The following is a 26,086-nucleotide window of genomic DNA, read 5'->3' as shown; positions in this document are numbered from 1 at the left end:
GGGTATCCGTCCTCGGTCCGGCGGCTCGGTCGCTTCAGCAGGGCCCGGTGCCGGACGCCGGCCGCTGCGGGCGGACACCCCCCACCCCGTCCCCTTCCCGCCGTACGCGGCGAACAGCCCGTCGCGGCGCAGGGTGACTGCAACCCCCTAGGGGCGCGGGGAACTGCGCGACCAGCCCCCACTAACCCGCACCCGCCCGACAACCCGACCCGGCACGTCCCATCGTGGGCGGGCGAGGTGCGTCGAAGGGGCCGTCCTGAGCGCAGGGTGACTGCAACCCCCCAGGGGCGCGGGGAACTGCGCGACCAGCCCCCACAAACCCGCACCCGCCCGACAACCCGACCCGGCACCCCCATAGGCGCCCCGCCCAGGCCCAGCGCAGCTACCCGCAGTTCTTCGTCGACGACGTAGCCGTCGGCGCGGGCGCGCTCAGCGTGGCCAGGGCCTTGTCCGCGGCCGCCTTGCTGTTCAGGCTCTTGAACCCCGCCCCGATGATCAGGTCGACCTCCGCCCCCTTGCGCGTGTCCGTGCGGGTCTCCGCCGAGGCGAGCTGCGTGCCGAGGACCGGCAGGGAGGTCTTGAGGGCGGACGACGGACCGAGCAGTACCCCCGTGCCCTTGACCTTCTTGTCGTAGGTCGCCGTCGCGTTGCCCACGTCGCCGATCTTGAAGCCCCGCTTCTTCAGCTCGTCCGCCGTCTTCTTGGCGAGTCCGCCGTGGGCCGTGGCGTTCAGGACGTTGACGGTGATCTGGCCCGGCTTGGGGAGAGGGGCCGCGGAGGCGGAAGGAGACGGGCCGGCCTTCACCGTGCAGCCCGACTTGGAGCCGGCCGCGGAGGCCTCGTCCCCGCCGCCCGTGAACAGGTCGATGAGCTGGAGCGTGCCCCAGCCGACCAGGCTCAGCGCGGCGACGGAGGCCACCACACCGAGCACGAGCCTGCCGCGCCGCCGGGGCCGACGCATCCGGGGGTACTTGTCGCCCGTGATCCGGTACTTACCGCCCATGCCGGGGGGCGTCAGCATGCTCATGGGCGCAGCGTAGTGCGCCGGGACGGCAATGCCTACTAGATGATCATTGACCACGGCGCAGGTGAACCCGAAAGGGCCAAACCTTTACAGCGCGGTCACTCAGTCCAGCTCGAGCACACGTGCGTGCAGCACCTGTCGCTGCTGGAGCGCCGCCCGCACCGCGCGGTGGAGGCCGTCCTCCAGATACAGGTCGCCCTGCCATTTCACGACGTGCGCGAACAGGTCGCCGTAGAACGTCGAGTCCTCGGCGAGCAGGGTTTCCAGGTCGAGTTGGCCCTTGGTCGTCACGAGTTGATCGAGGCGGACCGGGCGCGGTGCGACGTCCGCCCACTGCCGGGTGCTTTCCCGGCCGTGGTCGGGGTACGGCCGGCCGTTTCCGATGCGCTTGAAGATCACACGGAAAGCCTACCGGTCAAGACCTTCCGGGCGCAGCCATGGCGAGCGAGTGCGACGCTGGAAAAAATGCCGCGAAACGGGTCGTAACGGGAGCAGGGGTTTGGTATGAGTGAGCGAAAGACCCCGCCGCGGGGCGTCACGGGTGCCGTCGCGGCAACCCCGGACCGGTCCATGCCGGAGGCACAGTCCGGCTCCGCCGCGCTGCCCCGCGAGGCCTTGGAGATCGCCTCCGGCTACGCCTTCACCGGGCCCGCGCTCGATCTCGGCGCGCTGCTGTGGGACGGCGTCTGCCTCCCGGACGCGCAGGTCAGCATCCCTCTGCCGATGCTCAACCGGCACGGCCTCGTCGCCGGCGCCACCGGCACCGGCAAGACCAAGACGCTGCAGCTGATCGCCGAGCAGTTGTCGGCGCAGGGGGTTCCCGTCTTCCTCGCCGACATCAAGGGCGATGTGTCGGGGATCTCCGAGCCGGGCGTACGGAACGAGAAGGTGCAGGCCAGGGCCGCGGACGTGCACCAGCGGTGGGAGGCCACCGGATGTCCCGCGGAGTTCTACGCCCTCGGCGGCATCGGACACGGCATTCCGGTCCGGGCCACCGTCACCAGCTTCGGTCCGCTGCTCCTCGCCAAGGTGCTCCAGCTCAACCGGACCCAGGAGCAGTCCCTCGGCCTGATCTTCCACTACGCCGACCAGAAGGGGCTGGAGCTGGTCGACCTCAAGGACCTTCGGGCCGTCGTCGCTTTCCTCACCTCCGACGAGGGCAAGGGCGAGCTGAAGGGCATCGGCGGGCTGAGCACGGCCACGGCGGGAGTGATCCTGCGCTCCCTCACCGCCTTCGAGGCCGAGGGCATGGCCGACTTCTTCGGGGAACCGGAGTTCGACACCGGTGAGCTGCTGCGGACCGGGGACGACGGTCGCGGGCTCGTGTCCGTGCTGGAGCTGGCCGCCGTACAGGACCGGCCGCGGCTCTTCTCGACCTTCCTGATGTGGCTGCTCGCCGATCTCTTCCACGATCTGCCCGAGGTCGGGGACGTCGACAAGCCGAAGCTCGTCTTCTTCTTCGACGAGGCGCATCTGCTCTTCAACGGGGCCTCGAAGGCGTTCCTCGACTCCCTGACACAGACCGTGCGGCTGATTCGCTCGAAAGGAGTCGGCGTCTTCTTCGTCACGCAGACCGCGAAGGACGTACCCGCCGACGTGCTCGCCCAGCTCGGCAACCGGGTACAGCACGCACTGCGGGCCTTCACGCCGGACGACCAGAAGGCGTTGAAGGCGACCGTGCGGACCTTCCCCGACTCCGCGTACGACCTGGAGGAACTGCTCACCGGTCTGGGGACGGGGGAGGCGGTGGTCACGGTGCTGAGCGAGAAGGGGGCGCCCACACCCGTCGCCGCGACCCGCCTGCGCGCTCCCGAGTCCCTGATGGGCCCCGTCGACGCCGGTGCGCTGGACTCGGCGGTCAGGGCCTCCTCGCTGTACGGGCGTTACGCACAGGCTGTGGACAGGGAGTCGGCGTACGAGAAGCTCGACTCCCGCGGTGCCAAGGGCCCGGACGAGATGAAGGCCCCGCCGCCCCCGTCCTCTCGTCAGGAGGACCCCTCCGTCGTCGAACAGGTCGTCGGCAGCGGCGTGTTCAAGTCGCTCGCGCGGTCGCTGGGCACGCAGATCGGGCGGGAGATCACCCGCTCGGTCTTCGGTACGGCCCGGAGGAGGCGGCGGTAGCTCCGCCTGCCTCCTCCGGCGGATCAGCCGCGCTTCTCCTCTCTCACCGGCTGCTGCTTCTTCGTGCTCTGCGGTTTCGGCGCACTGCGTGCGGCCTCCGCGCGCAGCAAGGCGCGCAGGACCGCGTAAGGGTCGGTGGGCATGACGATGTTCCTCGCGTGAGTGCTGAGAGGCCTGACGGGGAGCGGGCTCTGTCAGCAGCGCAGGACCACGGAACGCAGGGCGGGCAGTGCGTACGGCGGACGCGGGGGCGCCGGGAGGGGCCGGTCCGCCGGCACACCGGGTGCCGTCTCCGACCACGGCACGGGCCGCAGAGGTACGGCCGCACGGTGAACGGCCCGGGCCGGTGGCCGCAGGGCCGTGTCGAGGACGTCGTACTCGGCGGACTCCCCGGCCGAGACGGGCGGCACCGCGGGCGCATGCGCCTGGACATGCACGCCGGGCACCAGCAACGTGAGCAGCAGTACGAGCGCCCGCATCCACTCACGGCTGCGCGGGCGACGTCGTACGAAACTCACACAGGTCGTCTCCCCGTCCGGCACGCGTGTTTCAGCACTTCGGTCGCGGAGTTCACCCGACCGCAGCAGCGTGCCCGGGGGCGGCCGAGGACTAGGACTTCCCGGTCGCCTTGGCCGCCTTCGCCGCCGCCTTCATCTCCTGCTTGTGCGCGCGGACCTTCGTCAGCGACTCGGGGCCGGTGATGTCGGCGACGGAACGGAAGGACTTCGGTTCGCCGTAGGCGCCCGCCGCCTCCCGCCAGCCCTTGGGCTCCACGCCGAGCTGCTTGCCCAGCAGCGCCAGGAAGATCTGCGCCTTCTGCTTCCCGAACCCCGGCAGCTCCTCCAGGCGGCGCAGCAGCTCGCGGCCGTCGTCCACGCCCTTCCAGACCAGCTCGGCCTGGCCGTCGTAGTGCTCGACGAGGTACTGGCACAGCTGCTGGATCCGCTTGGCCATCGAGCCCGGGTAGCGGTGCACGGCCGGCTTCTCGGAGAGCAGCGCGACGAACGCCTCCGGGTCCTGCGCGGCGATGTCGTGCGCGTCGAGGTCGCTCGCGCCGAGGCGGTCAGCGATGGTGCGGGGGCCCTTGAACGCCCACTCCATCGGGACCTGCTGGTCCAGCAGCATCCCGACCAGCGCGGCGAGCGGGGAGCGGCCGAGGAGTTCGTCGGCCTCGGGGTCCTGGGCGAGGTGAAGGGTGACGTCCATGTCCCCGATCATGCCCCCGTCGGGAGCGCGCCTCTACCGGGAGCCGACGGGCTGGTCCCGCCAGTAGCCGAGCGCCTGCACCCGCTCCTTCGGCACGCCCAGCTCCTTGCGGACGTACGACGACAGGGTCCTCGTCGTCGCCGTGTCGCAGGCGATCCAGACGTACGCGTCCGGGTGGCTCCGCAGCAGGGCGGGCAGGTCCGCCTTCGCCTGGGCGACCAGATGTGCCCCGGAGTCGAGGCGGAGCACCCGGCGGACCTCGTGGCGGGACGGGTCGGTGCGGAAGGGGAGGTCCTCGTCGCCGCCCTCGAACCAGACGGTCGCGGGGGAGGAGTCCAGGGCTTCGAGGAGGGAGTTGAGGGCGGGCAGGGAGGCCGGGTCGCCGAAGGCGAAGACGTGGGTGGGCTCGGGGTCGGGGGGGTCGAAGCCGGTGCCGTGGACGGTGGCCTCGATGGTGTCGCCGGGTTTCGCGGTGCGGGCCCAGTCACTGGCGACGCCGTCGTGCAGCGCGAACTCCAGGGTGAGGGTGCCCGCCTCGGGGTCCGGGTCCACCAGGGTGTAGGCGCGCTGGTGCGGCTTGCCCGCGGCGGAGAACCACAGCCGCACCCACATCGTCGGATGAACGCCGGTGGCCGCCAGCATCCCGCCGTCGGTGAGGTGCACCCGCCGGTACGCGCCGGTGACGTCCTCGGCGCCGGTCACGGTGAGCACGAAGTCCTTCGCGCGCAGCAGTCGGAGGACCGCTCCCTCCCAGCCGTGCCCCGGCCTCCCCTGTCCCATGGTGTTTCACCCTTCGCGTACGATTTCCCCCACCAGGCAAACTTAGGTAAGCCTAACTTAAATGGAAGCGGGTGTGTGGGTGAGTATCGAGATCTACCGCGACGCCTGGGGGATCCCCCATCTCCGTGCGGGCAGCGCGCGTGAACTCGCCCGCGCCCAGGGGCGGGTCACCGCCCGCGACCGTGCCTGGCAGCTGGAGGTCGAACGGCACCGCGCGCAGGGCACCTCGGCCGCCTTCCTCGGCGCCGGGGCCCTCTCCTGGGACACCCTCGCGAGACGGGCCCGCCTCGAGGACACGGCGAGACGCTGCTTCGGCGCGCTGGAGAGACGGGACCCGGAGACCGCCGAGTGGATCCGGGCGTACGTCGACGGGGTGAACGAGGAGCTGCCGTCCACCGCGGCCCCCGAGTTCGCCCGCGTCGGCCTTGCCCCGGGGCGCTGGGAGCCCTGGACGCCGCTCGGTGTCTGGCTCGCCACGCACATCCTCTTCGCCGGCTTCCCGGCCAAGCTCTGGCGTGACGAGGCGATACGGCACCTGGGCCCGGACGCGGTCGGTCTCTTCGCCGCCGACGGCCCCGGCACCTCCGGCAGCAACGGCTGGCTGGTCGCCGGCACCCGCACCGGCACCGGCCACGCCGTCCTGGCCGGCGACCCGCACCGCTACATCGAGGACCCGGGCGTCTACCAGCAGATCCACCTGGCCTGCCCCGAGTTCGACGTCGTCGGCCTCGCCGTGCCCGGTGTCCCCGGCATCGCCCACTTCGGCCACACCGGCACGGTCGCCTGGTCCATCACCAACGCCATGGCCGACTACCAGGACCTCTACCACGAGCGACTGCGCCGCACGGGGGCCGGCGTACAGGCCCTCGGCCCGGACGGCACCTGGCACCGCACCACCCGCCACACCGAGACCATCGAGGTGGCGGGCGAGGACCCGGTCGAGATCGAGGTGATCGAGACGGACCGGGGCCCGGTGATCGTGGGAGGCCCGGAGGGGCTGGACGCGGGAGTACCGGAGGAGGCCCCGGGCACGGACGCCTTCGGCGACCCGCAGGGTTGGGACGGGGACCCCTCCGGCGGCCTGCCGCCAGGAGCCGCGGGCCGTTCCAGCGCGGCGACGGACGCCTCAACCGAGCCTTCCTTCGCGGCCACGGATGCCCCCACCGGCCGGCGGACGGCAGGGGCCGCCCCTTCCGGCGCCCAGCAGGGGTGGGACGGGGAGCCCTCTGGCGATGCGCCGCCACGAGACCCAGGCCCGTGCGCGGCCCCGGACGCCTCCATCGAGCCCTGCTCCGCGGCCTCGGACACCTCCGCCGGCCGGCGGACGGCAGGGGCCGCCCCTTCTGGCGCCCCGCGGGGGTGGGACGGGGAGCCCTTCGGCGGACTGCCGCCAGGAGACCCGAGCCCCTCCGGGGCCACGGACGCCCCCGCCGAGCGAGCGGCAGGCGCCGCCCCTTCCCGCGCCCCGCACGCGTCGGGCGGGCTCGCAGAGCACAGCTCCGCAGAACCTCCTCAAGCCCCCTGGCCCACCCCGGCCCCCACCCCCCTCGCCCTCTCCCTCCGCTATCCACCCCGAGTCACCGAGGACCTCGGCTTCAGCGCCCTCCTCCCCCTCCTCCGCGCTCGCCGCACCGCCGACGTGGACCGGGCCTTCGAGCTGTGGGCCGAGCCCGTGAACGTCGTACAGGCCGCCGACACCGAGGGCGGACTGCTGCACCGGGTCGCCGGAAGGGTCCCCGTGCGCGCGGAGGCCAACCGGCTCCGCCCTGTCCCCGCCTGGGAGCCCGGGCACGACTGGCGGGGCTGGCACGACACCCCCCGCGCCGGTCTCACCGACGGCGTCGCCGTGATGGCCAACCAGCGCGGCCCCGCCACCCCGCTCGGCGTCGAGTTCGCCCCGCCCCACCGGGCCGACCGCATCACTGCCCTGCTCCGGGAGAAGACGCGGTGGTCGGCCGCCGACATGCCGCAGATCCACATGGACACCCGTCTCGCCTCGGCACAGCCCCTGCTGGATCACATCCAGGCCCTGGACGTCCTGAGCCCCGAGGCCATGACCGTGAGGGAAACGATCCTCCACTGGGACCGCCACATGGCCGCCGGCAGCAGGGAGGCCGCCCTGTACGCCGCCGTACGCAGCGCGGTCGTACGACGGCTCGCCGCCCACCCCGCGTTCGCGGCCCTGGCCGACCCGCCCGCCTACCCCGACGTCCTCCTGCCCTGGCTCGGCCTCCTCCCCCGTATCGCCTTCGCACTCGAACACCTCCTGCGCGCCGAGGAGTTGTACGGCATCGACCGCGCCGAAGTCGTTCGCGAGGCCTTGGAAGAAGTGGCCGCCGAGCCGCCGCGTGGCACCTGGGGCGACACCCACCGCCTCGCCCCCTGGCAGGCACTTCCCGAGAGCGCCTGGGACGCCCCCGCCCTCTCCGGCGACCACGACTGCGTCCTGTGCACCTCCGCGGTCCCCGGACTCACCGACCTCGCCGCGCGCGGCCCGGCCGCCCGTTACGTCTGGGACCTGGCCCGCCGCGAGGACAGCCTCTGGGTGGTCCCGCTGGGCGCCTCCGGCCTGCCCGGCTCACCCCATCACCGCGACCAACTCCCCTTGTGGCTCAGGGGAGATCTGGTCCCGGTCGCCACCGACTGGCAGCACCTGACGAAGGAGGACTGAGGAGACCGATGTCCGACACCCCCGCCCGTGAAGCGGTCCACACCCAGACGGTGGACGGCTTCGGCACCGTCCGCGTCCTGCGTCTCGACCCGCACGCCGACGCCGCCACCGTGCATGCCTGGGTCCGCGAGGAACGCGCCGTGTTCTGGGGCATGAACGGCCTCACACAAGCACAAGTGACCGAGATCTACGCCCACTTGGACACCCTCGACACCCACCACGCCTATCTGCTGGAGAAGGACGGCGCACCGGCCGGACTCCTGCAGACCTACGAGCCGGAGGCGGACCGGGTCAGCGAGTGCTACCCCGTCGAACCCGGCGACATCGGCATCCACCTGCTGCTCCAGCCCCCCGGCCGGCACGGCGACCGCCCCGGCTGGTCGAAGGCGCTGCTGTCCGCCGTGGCCTCGTACGTGCTGCTGGGACTGGACAAGCGGCGGGTCGTGGTCGACCCCGACGTGCGCAACGCGAAGGCCATCGCCCGCTTCCTGAAGCAGGGCTTCGTCGCCGGGGACGCGGTCGTGCTCCCGGAGATCGACGTCCCCGGTGTGTACCTGCCCGAGAAACACGCCCAACTGGCCTTCCTGGCCAGGGAGGTAGCCTTCCCCGTGTGACGCCTGACGACCTCGTCGCCCACTTCCGCCTGGAACCGATCCCCCGCGAGGGCGGACTGTTCCGCCAGACCTGGGCGGGCGAGGAGCGCGCCGACGGAAGGCCGCACGGCACGGCGATCGTCGCCCTCCTCACCGCGGACGACTACTCCGCCCTGCACCGCCTGCCCAGCGACGAGATCTGGCACCACTACCTCGGCGACCCCCTGGACCTGCTGCTGCTCGCCCCGGACGGCACGGCCGCCACCGCCGTCCTGGGCCCGGACATACGCGACGGCCAGCACCCCCAGCTGACCGTGCCCGCGGGGACCTGGATGGGGGCCACGACCCGCGGCGCCTGGACCTTCTTCGGCTGCACCATGGCACCCGGCTTCACCTACGAGGACTACGAGCACGGCGACGCGGCCGAGCTGACGGCGCGTTACCCGTCCGAGGCCGCGCGGATCGCGCGACTGTGTCGCCCATGAGACTCCTTCAAGGGCAGGTCGCCCTGGTCACGGGTGCGGGCGGTGGCATCGGGCGGGGAATCGCCGTGCGGTTCGCCCAGCAGGGCGCGGCGGTCGCGCTCCATTGCCGTACGGCCGTGGCGGCGGCCCGTGAGGTGGCGTCCCGCATCGAGGACTCGGGCGCCCGGGCCGTCGTACTGGAGGCGGATCTGCGGGACGAGGACGCGTGCCGGCGGCTGGTCCGGGAGGCCGCCGCGTGGGGCGGGGGACTGACCGCGCTGGTGAACAACGCGGGCGTGCAGCCCACCCAGCCCCTGCCGGGGATGACGGCGGCGCAGTGGCGGGACGTCGTGGACACCAATCTCACCAGCGTCTTCGCGTGCACGCAGGCGGCCGCCGAGGTCATGGGGCCGGGCGGGTCCGTGACCCACATCGCGTCCGTCGAGGCCGGTCACCCCGCGCCCGAGCACGCCCACTACGCCGCCTCCAAGGCCGCGATCGTGGCGCACGCGCGGGCGGCGGCCCTGGAGTACGGTCCGCACGGCGTCCGCGTGAACACGGTCTCGCCCGGGCTGATCGACCGGGAGGGGCTGGCGGACACCTGGCCGGAGGGGGTGGAGCGGTGGGAGCGGAAGGCGCCCCTGGGCAGGCTCGGAAGGCCCGAGGACGTGGCCGACGCGTGCGTGTTCCTCGCCTCCCCGCTCGCCTCCTGGATCACCGGGCACGACCTGGTGGTGGACGGCGGGGTGTCCGCCCGGCCGACCTGGTGAGCGCTCGGGGGTTCGCGTGCGTACCTATCGGGAAGACCGCGAGCCCAGGTACGGAGTAGGTACGGAGTAGTGACGTGAGGTGTGAGCGTGCAGGCAGCAGCGCAGGCCGGCGAAGGCGAGGACTTCAAGGGCTGTTGCTGCTGGGCAGCGTGCTGGTCCTGCTCCTCTTCGGCGGCGCCGGAGCGGCGTCGGCCCACGCGGCCCTCCGGTCCACCGACCCCGGGGACGGAACCGTCCTCAAGTCCGCCCCCCGTGACATCACCCTGACCTTCACCGAGTCCGTCGGCCTCCTCGACGACTCCTTCCGGGTGCTCGACCCCGACGGCAAGCGCCTGAAGGCCGGTGACGCCGGACACGGGCCGGGCGGCTCGGACACGGCCCGTGTCACCTTGCCCGCCAAGCTCGCCCAGGGCACCTACACGGTGGCCTGGCGGGTGGTCTCGGCCGACAGCCACCCGGTCTCCGGCGCCTTCACCTTCTCCGTCGGCAAACCCTCCCCGGCCATCGTGATCCCGGACACCGGCCCGACCGAGGACCCGGCCACGGAGAGCCTCTTCAACATGGGCCGCTACCTGGCCTACCTCGCCGCCGCCCTGCTCATCGGCACGGCCGTCTTCCTCACCGCCTGCCGCCCCCCGGAGCCGTCCACCCTGCGCCGGCTCCTGTGGGCGGGCTGGGGCACCCTGCTCGGCTCGACCGTGTTCCTGCTGGTGCTGCGGGCGCCGTACGAGTCGGGAGCGGGCCCGGCCTCCGCGTTCTCGCTGAAGGCCTTCGCACGCACCCTGAGCACCCGCCCCGGCGAGGCCCTCCTGGTCCGTCTGGCACTGCTGCTGATCGGGTACTTCTTCGTCGTACGACTGCTGCGGCTCGGCGAGTCGGGGCTGTCCCGCGCGTGGCAGGCGGCGGGCGGCGCGCTCGCCGTGGGTCTCGCGCTGACCTGGGCCGCCGCCGAGCACGCGTCCGCAGGGATCCAGGTGCCGGTGGCGATGACGTCGGCGGTGCTGCACGTCCTGGCGATGGCGGTCTGGCTGGGCGGCCTCGCGGCCCTGCTCACCACGCTGCACCGGGCCCCGTCGCTGCTCCCGCCCGCCGTCGTCGCCCGTTTCTCCCGGCTTGCCTTCGTCTCCGTGACCGTCCTCGTCGCCACCGGCGTCTACCAGTCCTGGCGCGGCCTCGGCTCCTGGCACGCCGTCACCGGCACGACGTACGGCCACCTGCTCGTCCTCAAGCTGCTCGCGGTGACGCTGCTGCTGGCGGCGGCGAGGCTGTCGCGGCGGTGGACGGGACGGCTGGTGACGGTCACCGCCGAGGCGCACGCGCAGGCCGAGACGGTCGTACGGGAGAAGGTGCCGGAGCGGGTGGGCGGACCGCCGACGGCCACGGAACCGGCGCCCGTCACCCCGGGGCCGGCCGCACCGGCCTACCGTCACGGCCTGCGCCGTTCCGTCCTCGCCGAGGTGTCCGTCGGGGTCGTGGTCCTGGTGCTCAGCACCGTGCTGAGCGGCACGCTGCCCGGGCGGGCGCAGGCGGAGGCGGCCGAGGCCGGCCCGGCCACGGGCGGACTGCCCGCCGCGTCCCTCACCGAGGTCCCCTTCGCCGTGGCCGGCGCCTCGGGCAAGGTGCAGGTCACCCTCGACCCGGGCCGCACCGGCGACAACTCGGTCCAGGCCATCGTCTACGCGGCCGACGGCGGCCTCGCCACGGTCCCCGAACTCCGGCTGTCCTTCACCCTCCCGTCGCAGCAGATCGGCCCCATCGACGCCCGACTCCAGAACAAGGGCGGCTACTGGGGCACGAACGACCTCACCCTGCCCCTCGCGGGCGACTGGCGGATGAAGGCGACGATCAGGGTCTCCGACGTCGACCAGATCAGCGTGACGAAGACGGTGAGGATCGTGGGCTGAGCAGGTCCGCCATGGTCTCGGCGGCGTGCACGGCGGCCGCTCCGCAGCAGTTGTTGAACAGGACGTGGAGCTCGTCGGCCTCCTCCGCCAGTGCGCGCAACCGCGGTACCCACTCGGCGAGTTCGGCGCGCGTGTAGTCGTACCGGAAACGGTCCTCCTTGCTGCCGCGCCCCCAGGAGGCGCTGCGCCCGTGGAAGCGCACGACGGACAGCCGGGGTGCGGTGACGGGGGTGGCCGGTGGCAGGGAGGCGGGCAGTCCCTGGGCCATGTCGACCCCGACGGCCGCGAAGTCGTACTTGCCGAGGAGTGCGCGGGTGAGGTCCTGCTGACCCTCCTCCCACCAGGACGGATGCCGGAACTCCACGTGGACGGGCCACCCGGCGGTGCGTTCCGCGGTCTCCTCCAGGAACCGTTCCGCCCGCGCCCCGGGCCGCAGCCACGGCGGGAACTGGAACAGCACCCCGCCGAGCCGACCGGCCTCCCGCAAGGGCCCGATCCCGGCGGCGAACCGCGCCCACACCTCGTCCAGGGGCACGTCCGCGAGGGCGGCCTCCTTGACCGGATGCCCGGTGAGCGGGGCGTACGCCTTCACGTCGAACACGAACCCGGCGGGCGTGCGCTCCACCCACAGACGGCTGTTGCGCTCGCCGGGCAGGGCGTAGAAGGTGCCGTCCACCTCCACCACCGGGAACCGCTCGGCGTAGTACCGCAACCGCCTCTCGGCGTCTCGCCGCCCCGGCGGGTACCAGCCGCTGCGGACGAGCGCGGGATCGGTCCAGGAGCAGGTGCCGACGAGGATGCGGGTGGTCATGGGGGCCGGGTACCGCCTTAGGGTTCGGCCATGACTTCCCAGGCGTATCTGTCCCAACTCTTCTCGCTGGACGGCCGCGTGGCGCTGGTGACCGGCGGGAGCTCGGGCATCGGCCGGGCGATCGCGGAGGCGTTGGCGCGGGCGGGGGCGAGCGTGGTGATCGTGGCCCGCAGGGAGGCTGAACTGGCCTCGGTGGTCGACGAGTTGACGTCCGAGGGCTGCCGGGCGGCCTGGGTGAGCGGCGACTTGAGCACGAGAGACGGGGTGCGTACGGCGGCGGAGGCGGCCGCCGCCGTGTTCGGTGAGCCGGACATCCTGGTCAACTCCGCGGGGATCAACCTGCGTCCACCGATGACCGAGCTCACCGACGAGGTGTGGGACGCCACCCTGGCGGTCAACCTGGAGGCCCCCTACCTCCTGGGCCAGCGCTTCGGACCCGGCATGGCCGAGCGCGGCTTCGGCCGGATCATCCACATCACGTCCCAGCAGGCCCACCGCGCCTTCGTCCGAAGCGGCGCCTACGGCGTCTCCAAGGGCGGCCTGGAGTCCCTGGCCCGCTCCCAGGCCGAGGCCTGGTCACCGCACGGCGTCACCTGCAACACCCTCGTCCCCGGCTTCGTACTGACCCCCCTCAACTCCCGCCTGGCCGACGACCCGGAGCAGGTCGCGACCCTGGCCGCCCGCACCATGACCGGCCGCAACGGCCTCCCCGACGACTTCGCCGGCGCCGCGGTCTTCCTGGCGAGCGGGGCGTCGGGGTACGTCACGGGCCAGTCGGTGTTTGTGGACGGGGGGTTGTCGGTGCACTGAGCGTACGGGGGGCGGGTGTCGGTGCGTCGACGGTACGGGGGTGTGGGGCGCCGGTGCACCGACGGTACGAGGGCCCTCGGCCGTCGGTGCACCGACCGTGTTGCCGAGCTTGTCGGCGTCGGCCTTGACGACGTGGACCTTCCCGACGCCTGTCCGCGGCCGCCACCCACGCTTCCCCAGGTGGCGGCCGGTCCATGACCTTTGCCAGACCGCCGGGGAGCCGGCCCGGCTGGTGCCTAGTCGCGGCAGGGACAGGTTGCATCGCACAGGTCGGCCCATACTCGGATCCATGAACGCAAACGCGCGGCTCCGCGACTTCCTGCTGACGCGGCGCTCCCAACTGCAGCCCGAGGACGTCGGGTTGCCGACCTACGGGGAGCGGCGCCGCGTACCGGGTCTGCGGCGCGAGGAACTGGCGCTCCTGGCCGGCGTGAGCGCTTCCTACTACACCCGGCTCGAACAGGGACAGTCACTGAACGCCTCGACGGAGGTCCTGGACGCGATAGCGGGGGCCCTGCGGCTGGACGAGTCCGAGCGCCTCCACCTGCACACCCTGGCCCGGTCGACCGCGCACCGCAGCCGGGGCCGCCGCCCCGCTCCGGAGCGCGTGAACGAAGCGACCCGCCAACTCCTCGACGCGCTGGCGGACGTCCCCGCGATCGTGGTCGGCCGCCGCAGCGACGTTCTGGCATGGAACCGGCTGGGCCATGCCCTGTTCGCCGGGCACCTGGATCCCGCTGCCGTCGACCGACCGGCGGATCGCCCCAACATGGCCAGGCTGGTCTTCCTCGACGCCCACACCCGGGATCTCTACGCCGACTGGCCGAGCAAAGCCAGGGCCGTGGTGGGGAGTCTGCGCCTGGTGGCCGGCCAGTACCCGGACGACGCCGCACTCCACGCGCTGGTGGGTGAACTGAGCTCGAAGAACAAGGACTTCGCCTCGATGTGGGCCGACCACCGAGTCAAGGCCTGCACCGTCGCCTGCTACGAGATGCGGCACCCGCTGGTCGGTGCGCTGACCGTGACCCAACAGACCCTGAGCCACGGGCCGGGCCCTCACACCGTGGTCGCCACCGCAGCGGCCGGCTCGCCCTCACAGACCGCCCTGACCCTCCTCGCCCAGGCCACCGCCCCGGCCACCCCGGTGCGCCCAGGCACCCAGGTCAGCACCAGCTGACCAGCCGCCCCACCAGAAGAAGCAGCCATTCACCCCTGCGCGTCGGCGTACTGCTGCCGCATGCCCGAAATCAGTGAAGGAACCATGTTCAAGAAGCTGAAGCTCTCCGCGACCGCAACGACGGCCGCCGTCCTGACCGCCGCGGCCCTCGCGGTGATCAGCCCGGCTCCGGCATCGGCCGCCCCGGCCCCGCTGGACCGCGCGCGGATCGCGACGCATTTCGACCTGGCCAAGGGCCAGACGCCGGAGAACATCGCCCTGGCCCCGGGCGGCGACGCGTACGTCACCTTCGCCGCCGCCCGCCAGATCGCCCGGCTCACCCGGTCCGGAGCGACCCGGATCCTGGCCACCCTGCCCGCACCGGCCGACGGCGGCGTCCACACCCCGGTCCTCGGCTTCGCCCTGACCACGGGCATCGTCCGCGCAGACGACGGCACCCTGTACGTCCTCTACGCCACCGGCACCTCCGACCTCACCGCCCTCTGGCGCCTGCGCCCCGGCGGCGAACCCCAGCGCATCGCCGCCCTGCCCGCCGGCGGCCTGCCCAACGGCCTGGCCCTGGACCCGCACACCCGCACCCTCTACATCACCGACTCCGTACTCGGCACCATCTGGAGCGTGCCCACCACCGGCGGCACCCCCACCGTCTGGTCCACCGCCCCCGAACTCGCCTCCACCGGATTCCTCGGCGCCAACGGCCTGAAGATCCACAACGGGGCGGTGTGGGCCACCAACCTCGACAAGGGCACCGTCCTGCGCATCCCCATCCTCCGCAGCGGACGCGCCGGCAAGGTCCAGACCCGGGCCACCAGCCTGCCCGGCATCGACGACTTCACCTTCACCGGCCACGGCGACCGGATCCTGGCAACCCTCAACGGCCCCAGTCAGGTCGCACTCGTCCAGCCCGACGGCACCCACGCCACCGCCCTGACCGACGCCGACGGCCTCCAGAACCCCACGTCCATCGCCCTGCACGGCGACACCGTCTACGTCCTCAGCGCCGCCTACCTCACCGCCCGGGACCCCAACCTCGTCCTCGCCCATCTGCACAACTAGACCGCGCCGGCCGAAGGCGGGTACGGCCTCCCGATCGACGGTCTCATGAGCCTGTAGATGAGTCTGCAACCGACGAAGGGCCCCACCGCGAACGGTGGGGCCCTTCGACATCGTGCCCGGTGAGGCACTGGCGGAGGATACGAGATTCGAACTCGTGAGGGGTTGCCCCCAACACGCTTTCCAAGTCTTCGTCCAGAGGTTCACGGAACATCAGGAACGTCCTGAACTGCGCTGAAGCGCCTTGCACGCGATCTTCTGAACGGCCCTGAACGTGGGCGAATGAGACCGGAAGTGAGACCAGAGACGGTCGCGTTCTGCCTGGGCAGGCCCCACTTGGCGCATCGCGTTTCGTGCTGCCTGGCAGGTTGACTCCGAGCCTGGAGGCGGGTGTTTGATGAGGGGGGAATCGATCTCCATGGCTGCCGAGGATGGCGATTCGAGTCATCGGCAAAGCGGGACGATTGCCTCCCGTTCCATGAGCTTGATCGGCAGAAGGGCATGTCGGACTGGCTGGGGTGCCGCGGCATACGTTCGCGGCCATGTTCGGGGCTGTTATCGCGCAGGGGCGGTGTTACCGGGAGACGTTCCAGGAGCCGCGGCCGGGAAGCGGAGTGGTTCGGTGAGGATGATCCGCTCCGGATGTGGGGCCGACGCCTACCGCGCTTCGCGGTGTCGGTGGTCGTCCGGTCGCTGGGCGAGGACTCCGCGGCCGGCATCGCCGCCTCGGTCGTCGCCGGCCTCGCCGCAGTGGGCCCGCTCGCACTCGCCCGCCGGATCAGCGCACGAGCAGAGAGCACACCGCAGCCCGGCCGACGTTCGCCGGAGCGCGCGGCAGTTTCGGTGTGTACAGGGAGCGGTCGGGGGCGGTGCGAGCCCCGCCCCCGACCTGGTGGTCAGCTGCTGTAGTACCCGGCCAGGTCGGCGATGACCTGGACCGAACCGGTGTGGTTGGCGAAGGTGACCCGTCCGTCAACCACCGGCACCACGACCATGTTGGAAATAGTCTGCCCTGCGCCGAAGTTGAGGTTCGAGACCCCGGGCTCCGGCAGACCGTGCGGGTGGACCGTCAGATATCCCCCGGCCGAAGGCGCCGTGACCGTCACGTTGAGCACCACTGCCGTGACCCCGGAGGAGGGGACACCGGCCGTACCGGTGACCGGGAGGCTGACCAGACCGCCCGGGGCGACAGCTCCGGGCCGGGCACCCAGTCCGCTGCGTGTGTCCAGTAGCCGCAGCGGGCCCGCCGGGGTGAAGGTCGAACCGGTGGCGGAGAAGTATCCCGTGACATCGGCGAGGAGGTCGACGGAGCCCGCACTGTTGCGCAGGTCCACCGAACCGTTCACGACCGGGACGACGACCATGTTGGGGATCGTCCGGCCGGCGGGGAAGTTGATGTTGGATACGGCCGGCAGCGACTGGCCGTCGGGGTACACGGTGATGTAGCCCCCGGTGGTGGGCCGGACGGCGGTGACGTTCATTACGACGGCGGTGACCCCGGTGGCGGGGATACCGTGCGTCCCGGCGACCTTGAGCTCGACGATTCCGCCCGCGCCGATCCGCGCCTTGGGGGCGCCGGTGCCGTTGCGGGTGTCCAGGAAGCGCGTCGGCGAGACCGGCGTCAAGGCCGAACCTGAACTCCCCTCCGCGTAGTAGCCCGTGACGTCGGCGAGGAGGTCGACGGAGCCCGCACTGTTGCGCAGGTCCACCGATCCGTTCCGTACGGGAACCGTCACCAGGTTGGCGATGGTCTGCGGCGCCGTGTAGTTGACGCTGGAGACGGTCGGCAGCGGCTGACCGGCGGGGTACACGTCGACGTGGCCGTTGCCGGTGGGCCGGACGGCGGTGACGTTCATGACGACCGCGGTGACCCCGGTGGCGGGGATACCGTGCGTCCCGGCGACCTTGAGCTCGACGATTCCGCCCGCGCCGACCCGTGCCCGGGGGGCGCCGGTGCCGTTGCGGGTGTCCAGGAAGCGCGTCGGCGAGACCGGGACGAGGCGGTTGTGGGTCGCCGCCGGTGCGGCGGTGACGGTGTAGGCGCCCGGAAGGTAGCCGGGTGACGGGATGCCGGATGTGTACCCGACGTTGTCGATCACCAGGTCGTACGCGCCCGGAGGGAGGTCGTACGTACCGAGCCGCACGGTGAGCGTGGTGCCATCGGCGCTGACGGAGACCGGCTCGGCGGTGCGGGAGTCGTCCCCGGACCGGAGTTCCACCTGGGTGCCGAGGGTCAGGTTCGCGCCGTGCAGCACAACCTGGTTGGACGTCCCGGCAGGTCCGCTCGTCGGGCCCAGCGAGGTGACGTCGGCCGACTTCGGCTGAGTGGTGCAGCCGCTCTTGCAGACACCCTGCATGGAGTACTCGACCGGAGTGTCCGCCTGGTACGGGCTCACCAGCATCAGGTAGTCGCCCGCGGAGGCGCTGGAGGTGGTGAGGCAGGAGTAGCTGAAGACACCGGCGTTGTCACCGTTGCACTGGTAGGAGTAGTCGGCGCTCGCGCCGGCGAAGCGGGTGGTGCTCAGAAGGCTCACCCACGGGGTGCCCGTGCTGCTGCTCTGGGTGCCGTACACCTGGAAGCGCTGCGACGGCTGCATGGGGATCACGGCGCAGTACGCGGTTGCGGACTCGGTGAACGTGCCGCTCCGCACGGAAAAGCCCTGCGGGGACACCTTGTTCGCCGTGCACTCCGGGGCCCAGCCCGAGGCGGTGCCGACGCGCCAGGTGTCGACGTGTGCGGAAATGGGGGTCTCGTCGTACCCCGAGGCCAGGATGATGACGATGTACGAGGTCGAGCCGGTGACGCGGCAGGAGACGCCCCACTGTCGGCACACGCTCGTGCCCGAGGCGTCGACCACCTTCAGCACCACGCCCGTGTTCCGGGCGGCCGTCGGGGTCCGCGCGGACATCCAGAGCTTGTCCGTGGCCGCTGCAGTGACACGCAGACACCGGCTGTCCAGTGCGGAGTCGAGGGTGAAGGACGTGGAGGCTCCACCGACGGTGAGCGAGGCCGGAGCGGCGCACTTCGCCGTCGAAGAGATGTCCCGGCGGACCAGCTTGTACGTGTCCGAGGCGCCGGTGCCCGTCAGCAGGGCCGTGTAGCCGACACCGGCCGTGAACCGGCAGGTGGTCGTGGAGCCGCCGACAGTGGTGCACAGCTCGTTGCCGGCGCCGTCGAACACCCGCACCGCGGCGTTCACCCTGTTGGTGTTGTTCGTGTAGTCGAACATCTCGGCGGTAGAGTGCTGGTCGGCGGCGATGCCCAGGCACACGGCCTGGGTCGTGCTGGTGAGCGGAACCGACACGCCCCAGGTGCCGTCGAACGCCGACTGCGGCCAGGCCGTGCAGCCCGCGGTCTTCCCGGTGTCCTGGACGGCGAGCTGGTACTCACCTGCGGCGGAGCCCGAGAGCACCGCGTGGAACGGGGCGGTCCCGGTCAGCTTGCAGATCACCGGGGAGTCGTCGTTGTCGCACTGCGCGATGCCCTTGGCGTCGAACACTCGGTAGCTCGGGTTGACTCCGCCGTCCGGTGTCCGGTCGATCAGGTAGAGGCCGTGGCCGGTGGCCGTCGGGAGGGACAGACACTGCTGCTCGCCCGGTCCGCCGAAGGCACCCTTCACCGCGCCGGAGGCGAAGCCGTCGTCGCGTACGGCGGTGCAGCCCTGCGTCAGGTTCGTCGCGTACAGCCGGACCCCGAAGGCGGCCGGGGCGCTGCTGCGCCCGTCGCGCGCCCAGGTGTAATCACCTGCGGTCAGGGTGCAGGGGGCGAGCAGCGTGGGGGTGCAGCGGGACGTGCCGTCGGTGGCGTAGAGGCTCCCGGAGACGCTGTCGCCGACGGTGTCGAAGAGATAGGGCCCGGAGGCGGGTACGTGCAGGACGCGGCAGCGCGCGGTGGACGTGGCGTCCGGGACCGTGCCGTAGGCCAGCGGCTGGACGGTGGGGCAGCCGGCGGGAGCGGAGAGGCGGGCCGACGTGAGGCTGTAGTCCATGCTCGCCGCGTACGACTGGTTCGTCAGCACACGGAACGGTGCGTTGCCCTTGAGGGTGCAGTCGAAGTCCGTGGCGTTGTTCTCACGGGTCGTGCAGACCTCCGTGCCGGTGGCGTCGTAGACGGTCCCGGTCACCTGCCACGCGGACAGATGGCTCCGCAGAACGTCCCCGGCGGCGGACGGCAGGCCGAAGCAGTGGCCGGCGGACCCGGCGGTAAGCGTGTCGGCGAGGGACTTCGGCGCCCCGAGGGCGGTGTCGTCCTTGGAGACCGCGGTGCAGGAAGTGCCGGACAGCAGAGCCGTGTACGACACCGAGAAGCCACTCGGCGCGGCCCCGGCCTGCACGGTGTACGTACCGGCCCGGTTCGTCGGACACCGTGCCGCCCCGTACGCGCCGTCGGGCCGGTCGCAGGTGACCGTCGAACCGTCCGGTGCGGTGAGCGTCGGGTACTGGGGCTGGTCATCGGTGGAGACGACCTGGAGGAACACCAGGTCGTCGGGGTTCGGCAGGGCGAAGGTGAAGCTCGCGCCGCCCTCGGGCCCGGCGGAGCAGGTGTAGACCGTTCCCGACTCAATCGCCCCGGAGCAGGTGTCGGCCGCGTCGCTACGGCCGATCTCGCGCGCGGCGGTGGCGTGCAGCGCCTCGGGAGCCGCCTTCTTCTCCGGTGACTTCGGTGACTTCGGTGACTTCTGTGTCGCGGGCCCGGAGGCCGCGGCCGTGGTCTTCGGGGTCGGCACGGCCACGGCGGAAGCCGTGCCGGTCTGTGCGGTGAACGAGGCCAGGACGGCGACGATCAGCGCGAGAAGCGAAGTGGCCCCCCTGGACGCGTGTCGTCTTCGGCGTTGTTCCCTGATGGACGTGTGAAGCATGCGTTCCCCCTGGAAAGCGCAGGCCCCGTCCCTGTGGTGCTCACGAGGGCTCTTGGGGCGAGCGAATTCTAACGAGGGGCAAGGACAGACGTTCGATCTTTACTGTGGCGTGGATCACGCCTTCCCGACCGATGTATTCGCGCCTCGGTCCAGGTCGTAAAGGCAGCACCACCACGCCGCAGACGAACGGAAACGCAGCCACGGCCGAACCCGTGAAGGGCCCCGCGAGCTACTTCCCCTCGATCGAGAAGAAGTACGGCCGACCGATCGCGGAGTGGAAGGACCTCATCCGCGCCTCGCCCCTGACCGAGCACATGGACTGGTCACCTGGCTCAAGACGGAACACGGCCTGGGCTACGACGTATTGCCCGGTGAGAGCAATGGCGGAGGATACGAGATTCGAACTCGTGAGGGGTTGCCCCCAACACGCTTTCCAAATGTTCGCCTGGGGGTTCTGGGACGTTCGGCAATGTCCTGACCTGCGGTGCAGCTGGTGCGGGCGGGGGTTCTGAACGGTGCTGTACGCAGGTGAATGCAACCAGAACTGCAACCACGGAAGTGGAGCAGCGCGAACACACGAACCCCTCCTTACTCCTCCGTCTGCGACCAGGCCGCAGTGAGCGCGGTGACCGGGTCACTGTCGGCTGGTGCCGCGGGCCACCATTCGCCGTCGTCATCCTGGAGGTAGGGGTACCAGCGGGCGTCGGGGCCCAGGCGCAGCTGGATGCCGTGGTGGGTGAGGGTGAGGCGGTTGCGCCAGGCTCTGAGGTGTGTGGGGGAGTCGGTCATCTCGGCGAGGGCCGTGTCCAGAGCGGTGCGGGTGGCCTTCATCACCGTCGGGTCGGGGGTGTGGGGCTGTTCGGCGACGGTGATGCCCGTGGGGCCGCCGTGGCGCCAGGCGCGGGTGAGGCGGGCGAAGGCGGTGGGGTTGGTGCCGGTGTTCTGGATCAGGTGGTGGAACCACTCGGGTCCGGGGTTGCTTGCGGCGATGCGGACGGCGTCCTGGTGCTGGGTCAGGTGCAGGTCGGCGGTGTCGCCCGCGAGGAGCCGGGCGGCGCGCGCCGTGGCGTCGGCCATGAGGCGTTCCAGGTCCGAGGCGGCCAGGCCGGTGCCGGGTGGCGGGGCGACGGGCAGTGTTGTGGTGTGGGCGGCGGGTTCCGGGAGTTCGGGCAGTCCGGGCGGCTCTTCGGCCCAGTGGGCATACGCGGCGGCGGCCGGGATGCCAGCCGGTGCCGGTGGGGCGGCGGTCTCCTGTGCTGCCGTACGGAGTGCGCGCAGCTGGGCGAAGACTTCCTCGCGACCGCGGCCGCGCAGCGCGAAGAGTACGAATGGGTCGGTGTCGATGGTGGCGGCGATGGCGTAGCAGAGCGCGGCGGCGTGCTTGCAGGGGTATCCCCAGTCGGGGCAGGAGCATTCCGGATCGAGCTCGGTGGGCAGTGGGAGCAGCGGGACGCCTGCGTGCCGGGCGTCGTCCACGAGTTCGGCGGGCATCTCGTCGTCGAGAAGTGCCGCGAGATGTCCGGCACGGGCCGCGATCGTGTCGAGCAGGGTGTCCCACTGAGCGTCGGTGAGGACGGGCAGGTGGACCGATGAGCGGTACGGGCGCGGGCGGCTGCCCTGAACAGCGGCCTTGACCTGGCCCGGAGCGATGGTTACCGGGCCCACCATGCCCTTGCGGGCGTAGGTGCGTCCGCGTGAGAGCCGTCCGGCGTCCAGGGTCGAGTCCTCAAGGGCGGCCACCCATGCCTGGCCCCACCAGGTCGCGGCGAAGGCTCGCTTGCCGCGGGCGGGCGCACGGCGCGGGCCGGGGACAGCGGGGCTCATGACTGCCTTCCCAGGGCGACGAGTTCGGCGAGGTCGGCGTCGGACAGTTCGGTCAGGGCTGCCTCGCCGGAGCCGACGACGGCGTCGGCGAGGGCGCGCTTGGCTTCGAGCAGCTTCGCCACCTTGTCCTCCACGGTTCCCTCCGTGAGGAGCTTGTGCACCTGGACGGGTCTGTCCTGGCCGATGCGGTAGGCGCGGTCGGTGGCCTGGTCCTCGACGGCCGGGTTCCACCAGCGGTCGTAGTGCACGACGTGAGTGGCACGGGTGAGGTTGAGTCCGGTGCCCGCCGCCTTCAACGACAGGAGGAACACCGGCACTTCACCGCGCTGGAAGCGGTCCACCATCTCCTCGCGCCGCGCGACGGGGGTGCCACCGTGCAGGAAGAGGACGGGGATGCCGCGCTCGACGAGATGCCTCTCCAACAGAGCCGCCATCTGTTTGTACTGAGTGAAGACCAGCACGGATTCGCCTTCGGCGGTGATGGTGTCGAGAAGTTCGTCGAGCAGGTCGAGCTTGCCGGAGCGACCCCGCAGGGGAGTGGGCTGGCGCGGGCCGTGCTCTTTCAGGCTGTGCTCTTTCAAATACTGGGCGGGGTGGTTGCAGATCTGCTTCAGCGCGGTGAGCAGCTTCAGCACCAGACCGCGCCGGACGATGCCCTCGGACTTCGCGATCTTCGCCATGGTCTCGCGGACCTGCGCCTCGTACAGGCTGGTCTGCTCGGCCGTCAGCGGGACGACGTGGTCGGTCTCGGTCTTGGGCGGCAGTTCGGGCGCGATGCCGGGGTCGGACTTCTTGCGGCGCAACAGGAAGGGCCGTACGAGACGGGACAGACGCTCGGCTGCCTCGGGATCCTCGCCCGCCTCGATGGCGCGGGCATGTCGGTCACGGAAGGCGGTGAGGGTGCCGAGGAGCCCGGGGGTGGTCCAGTCGAGCAGGGCCCACAGCTCGGAGAGGTTGTTCTCCACGGGGGTGCCGGTGAGAGCGACGCGGGCGCGGGCGGGCAGGGCGCGCAGTTCGCGGGCGGTGACGGCGTAGGGGTTCTTGACGTGCTGGGCCTCGTCGGCGGCCACCAGGGACCAGGCTGTCTCGGCGAGCACTTCGCGGTCACGGCGCAGCACCCCGTAGGTGACCAGGACGATCTCGTCGCCGGCCAGATCCTTGAGGTGACGGTCGCCGCCGTGGTAGCGGCGCACGGGGGTGAGCGGTGCGAATCTGGCGGCCTCGCGCTGCCAGTTGCCGAGCAGGGAGGCCGGGCAGACGACAAGGGTGGGGCCCGCGGTGGTGGGGTCGCTCTGGCGGTGCAGGTGCAGAGCGAGCAAGGTGATGGTCTTGCCCAGGCCCATGTCGTCGGCGAGACAGCCGCCGAGACCGAGTGCGCACATCTCGGCCAGCCAGCCCAGGCCCCGCTTCTGGTACTCGCGCAACGTGGCCTTGAGAGCGGCGGGCTGGGGCACGGGGGTGCGGGACTCGGGGTCGCGGATACGAGCGACCAAGTCGCCGAGCGCACCGACCGCCGCACAGGGGATCCGGTCACCGTCCCGCTCGGCCTCGCCGGTCAGCGCGGCGCTCAACGCCTCCATGGGGGTGAGCGGTTCCATCCGGCGGCGCTTGGCGCGGGCCACCAGCTTCGGGTCGGCGACCACCCACTGGTCGCGGAGCCGGACGAGGGGACGGCGTGACTCTGCGAGGGCATCCATCTCGGCCTCGGTGAGCGGCTCGCCGCCGAGGGAGACCTGCCAGCGGAAGTCGAGGAGGGCCTCGGTGTCCAGCAGGCCGCCCGCGGTGGAACCGGGGGCGGTGCGCTGCCCGATCTCCGCGGTCGCGGTGAGGGCCTTGACCAGTTCGCGCGGCCAGTGCACGTTGACACCGGCCGCGCGCAGCGCGTCCGTGGCGTCTCCAAGGAGCTCGAAGGCTTCGTCGTCGGTCAACCGGAGCTGATCGGGAGCCGCATCGTCGAGCAGCCGCCGCAGCGGGGGCCAGGCGTGGGCGCCGCGACGCAGGGCGAGCAGGGTCTCGGTCTCGGCCCGCGGGCCGAGCAGCCGCTCCACTTCGGTCGGCTCGCTCCAGAGCCGTGCGGCCTCGATGACGAGCGCCGGGTCCGCCGCGGTGTGCAGTTGCAGGACGGCCCGGAACTGCCGTCGGCGTCCTTCGGGTACGTCGACGCGCAGGGAGACACTGACCTCGGCGGTGAGCGCCGCCTGGGTTTCCTCGGCCCATTCACGCAAGGCGGGCACGGCACGGGCCTCGCGCCAGGCGTACGGCAGCGCTCCCATGGCGAGCGGCGCGGCCGGGGTACGGACCAGGTCGTCGGCGACCGCGTCGCAGAACTGGCGTACCAGCGCGGCCGGTTCGGCGATCCGTACCGGCGCAGGGCCAGGCTCGGGCAGGCAGTGGGCGTGTGGCGGGAAGGCGGCGGCCAGGGCGTCCAGCGTCTGGCGCTGGGCGGCTGTGAAGGGACCCACCTGCCAGGTGTCGTAACCGGCGGGGGTGATGGCCGGGTGGAGGCGGCCGTCGGCCAGCAGCCGCAGCGCGAAGCGGGTGGCGGCCCGCCAGGCGGCGCCGGAGGGATGCGTCGGCTCCCCATCAGCCAGGGCAGAGACAGCGACGGCGACAGGAAGCGCGTAACCCTCGACCCTGCGCCGCCTGACCGAGCGGCCGTGCGGCAGGACCAACTCCACCGCCTCGGTCTCAAGGCCGGAGGGCGCCGTACTGTTTCCGGCGGCTGCCCCGGCCGGCTTCCACAGCAGCAGGCGACCGAGGCGGGCGGGCTCACCGGGCAGGAACACCGCCGCCCAGCCGGCGCCGAGCAACTCCCTCACGAAGGCGGATGTTTCCTGCCGGGCCAGCGGCGGTGCGTTCCTTGCGCCCGTACTCGGCTCTCGTACGACTACTCGTGCCACTCTCTGCCCTGTCGCTTGTCGGACCCTCCCCAGGCCCGCTCACTACCGAACCCCACCAGGCAACGTCACACGCCGGCAACCGCGGGCCTCGGCTTGACTGCTGGCGATGGCGCCATGGCGGAATGCCGCTGCCGAACACACCGGTCCTCAACCGTACGGTGCAGCGCTACGGTCAGGCCATGAGCACCTGGGACCCAGCCGCGCTGGAGGCGTTGATCGAAGAGGCCACCGTCGACGCCTACGGCGAGGATGAGTAGCTCACCGGCTTCTTCACGATGATCGAGGAAAACCTTGCCGTGCCGTTCACCACGACTGTTCTCGGCGTCGAGGTGAGCGTGGTCGGTGTCGATCTGGCCGAGGACGGGTGCGTGATCGCCCGCTGCGCCCGGGGGGGGGCGGTACGACAGGACATCGGAATTCTGAACCTGCCGCTGCCGGAACCCGCCCCCGAGGGCTCGCAGTGGATCGAGGCATACCGCTACTGGGCCCGCTGAACCAGTGCGTCGCACAACTGCCCAGCTGAGCCCCTGCTCGAACGGACAGTCGCCCCGACTGCCGCTGGCTGGACCGACTACGGGAAACAGAGAGCATGAAGTGCGCATACCACAGTATGCTTGCGGCTATGGCTGACACCACACGCATCACGGTGACACTCCCCACCGAGCAGGTGGCGGAGCTGAAGAAGATCACGGACAACATCTCCGGCTACGTGGCCGAAGCGGTCGCCAGGCAGATCCGGCACCAGCTTCTGGGGGCCGACCTGCGTAGCCACACAGACGAGCACGGGGCCTTCAGCGAGGAAGAGCTGGCCGAGGCGCGGGCGCGGATCTTCGGTACGACGTCGGCCGCCGGCGGCGCGAGTGCCGCGTGAGCGGGCACATTGAGACCGTCGTCCTGGACAGCGAGGGGCTGTCGGCCTGGGTGGCGCAGGACCGGACGGTTCTGGCGATGTTCCAGGTGTTCCACGACATGGGAGCGGACCTTGTCGTCAGCGCCAACACCATCGTGGAGGTGAGCCACGCCATGAGGTTCCCCCTGCCGGCCGGACAGCTTGATACTGGGACGGATGGTCCCGGAGGAAGCAGTCACAGGTAGTGAGCAACATGAGTAAGCGGTACA

Annotated in this window: 21 protein-coding genes and 3 pseudogenes; 15 read left to right on the top strand and 9 right to left on the bottom strand. The window is 71.6% G+C overall.

What is annotated here, in order from left to right; genetic code table 11:
* Positions 1–382 precede the first annotated feature (382 nt).
* Both ABZT06_RS48315 and ABZT06_RS48310 read right to left on the bottom strand, forming a co-directional pair.
* A complete protein-coding gene (locus ABZT06_RS48315; RefSeq protein WP_355755799.1) occupies positions 383–1,027 on the bottom strand; it encodes a LytR C-terminal domain-containing protein in 645 nt (214 codons plus the stop codon).
* 99 nt (positions 1,028–1,126) lie between these two features.
* Positions 1,127–1,423, bottom strand: a complete 297-nt coding sequence (locus tag ABZT06_RS48310; protein WP_003999914.1) for a type II toxin-antitoxin system VapB family antitoxin — start codon at positions 1,421–1,423, stop codon at positions 1,127–1,129.
* Between the two features lie 171 nt (positions 1,424–1,594).
* On the opposite strand from ABZT06_RS48310, the gene ABZT06_RS48305 reads away from it, so the two are divergent.
* On the top strand, positions 1,595–3,145 hold the full coding sequence (locus ABZT06_RS48305; RefSeq protein WP_355755803.1) for a helicase HerA-like domain-containing protein: 1,551 nt from the start codon (positions 1,595–1,597) through the stop codon (positions 3,143–3,145).
* A 194-nt stretch (positions 3,146–3,339) separates the two neighbouring features.
* On the opposite strand, the gene ABZT06_RS48300 is transcribed toward ABZT06_RS48305, so the two are convergent.
* The 3 genes from ABZT06_RS48300 to ABZT06_RS48290 all read right to left on the bottom strand — a co-directional run bounded on the left by ABZT06_RS48300 (position 3,340) and on the right by ABZT06_RS48290 (position 5,131).
* Positions 3,340–3,663 carry a hypothetical protein gene (locus ABZT06_RS48300; protein WP_355755797.1) on the bottom strand — a complete coding sequence of 108 codons (324 nt, stop codon included), beginning with the start codon at positions 3,661–3,663 and terminating at the stop codon, positions 3,340–3,342.
* Positions 3,664–3,754: 91 nt separating this feature from the next.
* A complete protein-coding gene (locus tag ABZT06_RS48295) occupies positions 3,755–4,351 on the bottom strand; it encodes an HhH-GPD-type base excision DNA repair protein (RefSeq protein WP_355755795.1) in 597 nt (198 codons plus the stop codon).
* 33 nt (positions 4,352–4,384) lie between these two features.
* On the bottom strand, positions 4,385–5,131 hold the full coding sequence (locus tag ABZT06_RS48290) for a siderophore-interacting protein (protein ID WP_355755793.1): 747 nt from the start codon (positions 5,129–5,131) through the stop codon (positions 4,385–4,387).
* Positions 5,132–5,210: 79 nt separating this feature from the next.
* On the opposite strand from ABZT06_RS48290, the gene ABZT06_RS48285 reads away from it, so the two are divergent.
* The 5 genes from ABZT06_RS48285 (at position 5,211) to ABZT06_RS48265 (ending at position 11,533) form a co-directional block, all read left to right on the top strand.
* Positions 5,211–7,802 (top strand): penicillin acylase family protein, encoded by a 2,592-nt coding sequence (locus ABZT06_RS48285; protein ID WP_355755791.1) that lies wholly within the window; start codon positions 5,211–5,213, stop codon positions 7,800–7,802.
* Positions 7,803–7,810: 8 nt separating this feature from the next.
* A complete protein-coding gene (locus tag ABZT06_RS48280) occupies positions 7,811–8,416 on the top strand; it encodes a GNAT family N-acetyltransferase (RefSeq protein WP_355755789.1) in 606 nt (201 codons plus the stop codon).
* A complete protein-coding gene (locus ABZT06_RS48275; RefSeq protein WP_355755786.1) occupies positions 8,413–8,880 on the top strand; it encodes a cupin domain-containing protein in 468 nt (155 codons plus the stop codon). Before ABZT06_RS48280 ends, ABZT06_RS48275 begins: the two co-directional genes overlap by 4 nt.
* A complete protein-coding gene (locus ABZT06_RS48270; protein WP_355755784.1) occupies positions 8,877–9,629 on the top strand; it encodes an SDR family oxidoreductase in 753 nt (250 codons plus the stop codon). The genes ABZT06_RS48275 and ABZT06_RS48270 overlap by 4 nt, the downstream gene beginning before the upstream one ends.
* A gap of 134 nt (positions 9,630–9,763) precedes the next feature.
* Positions 9,764–11,533: a copper resistance protein CopC gene (locus ABZT06_RS48265; protein ID WP_355755782.1), complete on the top strand. Its 1,770-nt coding sequence runs from the start codon at positions 9,764–9,766 to the stop codon at positions 11,531–11,533.
* Here ABZT06_RS48265 and ABZT06_RS48260 read toward each other — a convergent pair.
* Positions 11,499–12,344, bottom strand: a complete 846-nt coding sequence (locus ABZT06_RS48260; protein ID WP_355755780.1) for a DUF72 domain-containing protein — start codon at positions 12,342–12,344, stop codon at positions 11,499–11,501. The genes ABZT06_RS48265 and ABZT06_RS48260 overlap by 35 nt on opposite strands.
* Before the next feature lie 30 nt (positions 12,345–12,374).
* On the opposite strand from ABZT06_RS48260, the gene ABZT06_RS48255 reads away from it, so the two are divergent.
* The 4 genes and pseudogenes from ABZT06_RS48255 to ABZT06_RS48240 all read left to right on the top strand — a co-directional run.
* A complete protein-coding gene (locus tag ABZT06_RS48255) occupies positions 12,375–13,154 on the top strand; it encodes an SDR family oxidoreductase (RefSeq protein ID WP_355755778.1) in 780 nt (259 codons plus the stop codon).
* Between the two features lie 289 nt (positions 13,155–13,443).
* Positions 13,444–14,331 (top strand): helix-turn-helix transcriptional regulator, encoded by an 888-nt coding sequence (locus ABZT06_RS48250; protein WP_355755776.1) that lies wholly within the window; start codon positions 13,444–13,446, stop codon positions 14,329–14,331.
* Between the two features lie 84 nt (positions 14,332–14,415).
* Positions 14,416–15,387: a hypothetical protein gene (locus ABZT06_RS48245; protein WP_355755801.1), complete on the top strand. Its 972-nt coding sequence runs from the start codon at positions 14,416–14,418 to the stop codon at positions 15,385–15,387.
* A gap of 498 nt (positions 15,388–15,885) precedes the next feature.
* Positions 15,886–15,992, top strand: a pseudogene (locus ABZT06_RS48240) (haloacid dehalogenase); the annotation flags it as partial.
* 288 nt (positions 15,993–16,280) lie between these two features.
* Here the strand turns inward: ABZT06_RS48240 and ABZT06_RS48235 are convergent.
* Entirely contained in the window at positions 16,281–20,243 is a 3,963-nt protein-coding gene (locus tag ABZT06_RS48235) for a hypothetical protein (protein ID WP_355755774.1), read from the bottom strand.
* Positions 20,244–20,455: 212 nt separating this feature from the next.
* On the opposite strand from ABZT06_RS48235, the pseudogene ABZT06_RS48230 reads away from it, so the two are divergent.
* Positions 20,456–20,601, top strand: a pseudogene (locus ABZT06_RS48230) (DUF4287 domain-containing protein); the annotation flags it as partial.
* Positions 20,602–20,831: 230 nt separating this feature from the next.
* Here ABZT06_RS48230 and ABZT06_RS48225 read toward each other — a convergent pair.
* Together ABZT06_RS48225 and ABZT06_RS48220 are read right to left on the bottom strand one after the other, a co-directional pair.
* On the bottom strand, positions 20,832–22,067 hold the full coding sequence (locus ABZT06_RS48225) for an SWIM zinc finger family protein (protein WP_355755772.1): 1,236 nt from the start codon (positions 22,065–22,067) through the stop codon (positions 20,832–20,834).
* On the bottom strand, positions 22,064–24,886 hold the full coding sequence (locus ABZT06_RS48220) for an SNF2-related protein (protein ID WP_355755770.1): 2,823 nt from the start codon (positions 24,884–24,886) through the stop codon (positions 22,064–22,066). Before ABZT06_RS48220 ends, ABZT06_RS48225 begins: the two co-directional genes overlap by 4 nt.
* Positions 24,887–25,089: 203 nt before the next feature.
* Here ABZT06_RS48220 and ABZT06_RS48215 point away from each other — a divergent pair, with 203 nt between their 5' ends.
* The 4 genes and pseudogenes from ABZT06_RS48215 to ABZT06_RS48200 form a co-directional block, all read left to right on the top strand.
* Positions 25,090–25,224: a hypothetical protein gene (locus ABZT06_RS48215; protein ID WP_355755768.1), complete on the top strand. Its 135-nt coding sequence runs from the start codon at positions 25,090–25,092 to the stop codon at positions 25,222–25,224.
* A 39-nt stretch (positions 25,225–25,263) separates the two neighbouring features.
* Positions 25,264–25,461 (top strand): hypothetical protein, encoded by a 198-nt coding sequence (locus ABZT06_RS48210; RefSeq protein ID WP_355755766.1) that lies wholly within the window; start codon positions 25,264–25,266, stop codon positions 25,459–25,461.
* Positions 25,462–25,589: 128 nt separating this feature from the next.
* Positions 25,590–25,838: a hypothetical protein gene (locus tag ABZT06_RS48205; RefSeq protein ID WP_058850160.1), complete on the top strand. Its 249-nt coding sequence runs from the start codon at positions 25,590–25,592 to the stop codon at positions 25,836–25,838.
* Positions 25,835–25,990 (top strand): annotated as a pseudogene (locus tag ABZT06_RS48200) (DNA-binding protein); the annotation flags it as partial. The gene ABZT06_RS48205 and the pseudogene ABZT06_RS48200, both read left to right, overlap by 4 nt.
* Positions 25,991–26,086: the final 96 nt, after the last annotated feature.

This window comes from Streptomyces sp. NPDC005483, from assembly GCF_040606035.1.
In the GTDB taxonomy this organism is placed as follows: Bacteria; Actinomycetota; Actinomycetes; order Streptomycetales; family Streptomycetaceae; genus Streptomyces.
This window is presented reverse-complemented; position numbering and strand designations above follow the sequence as displayed.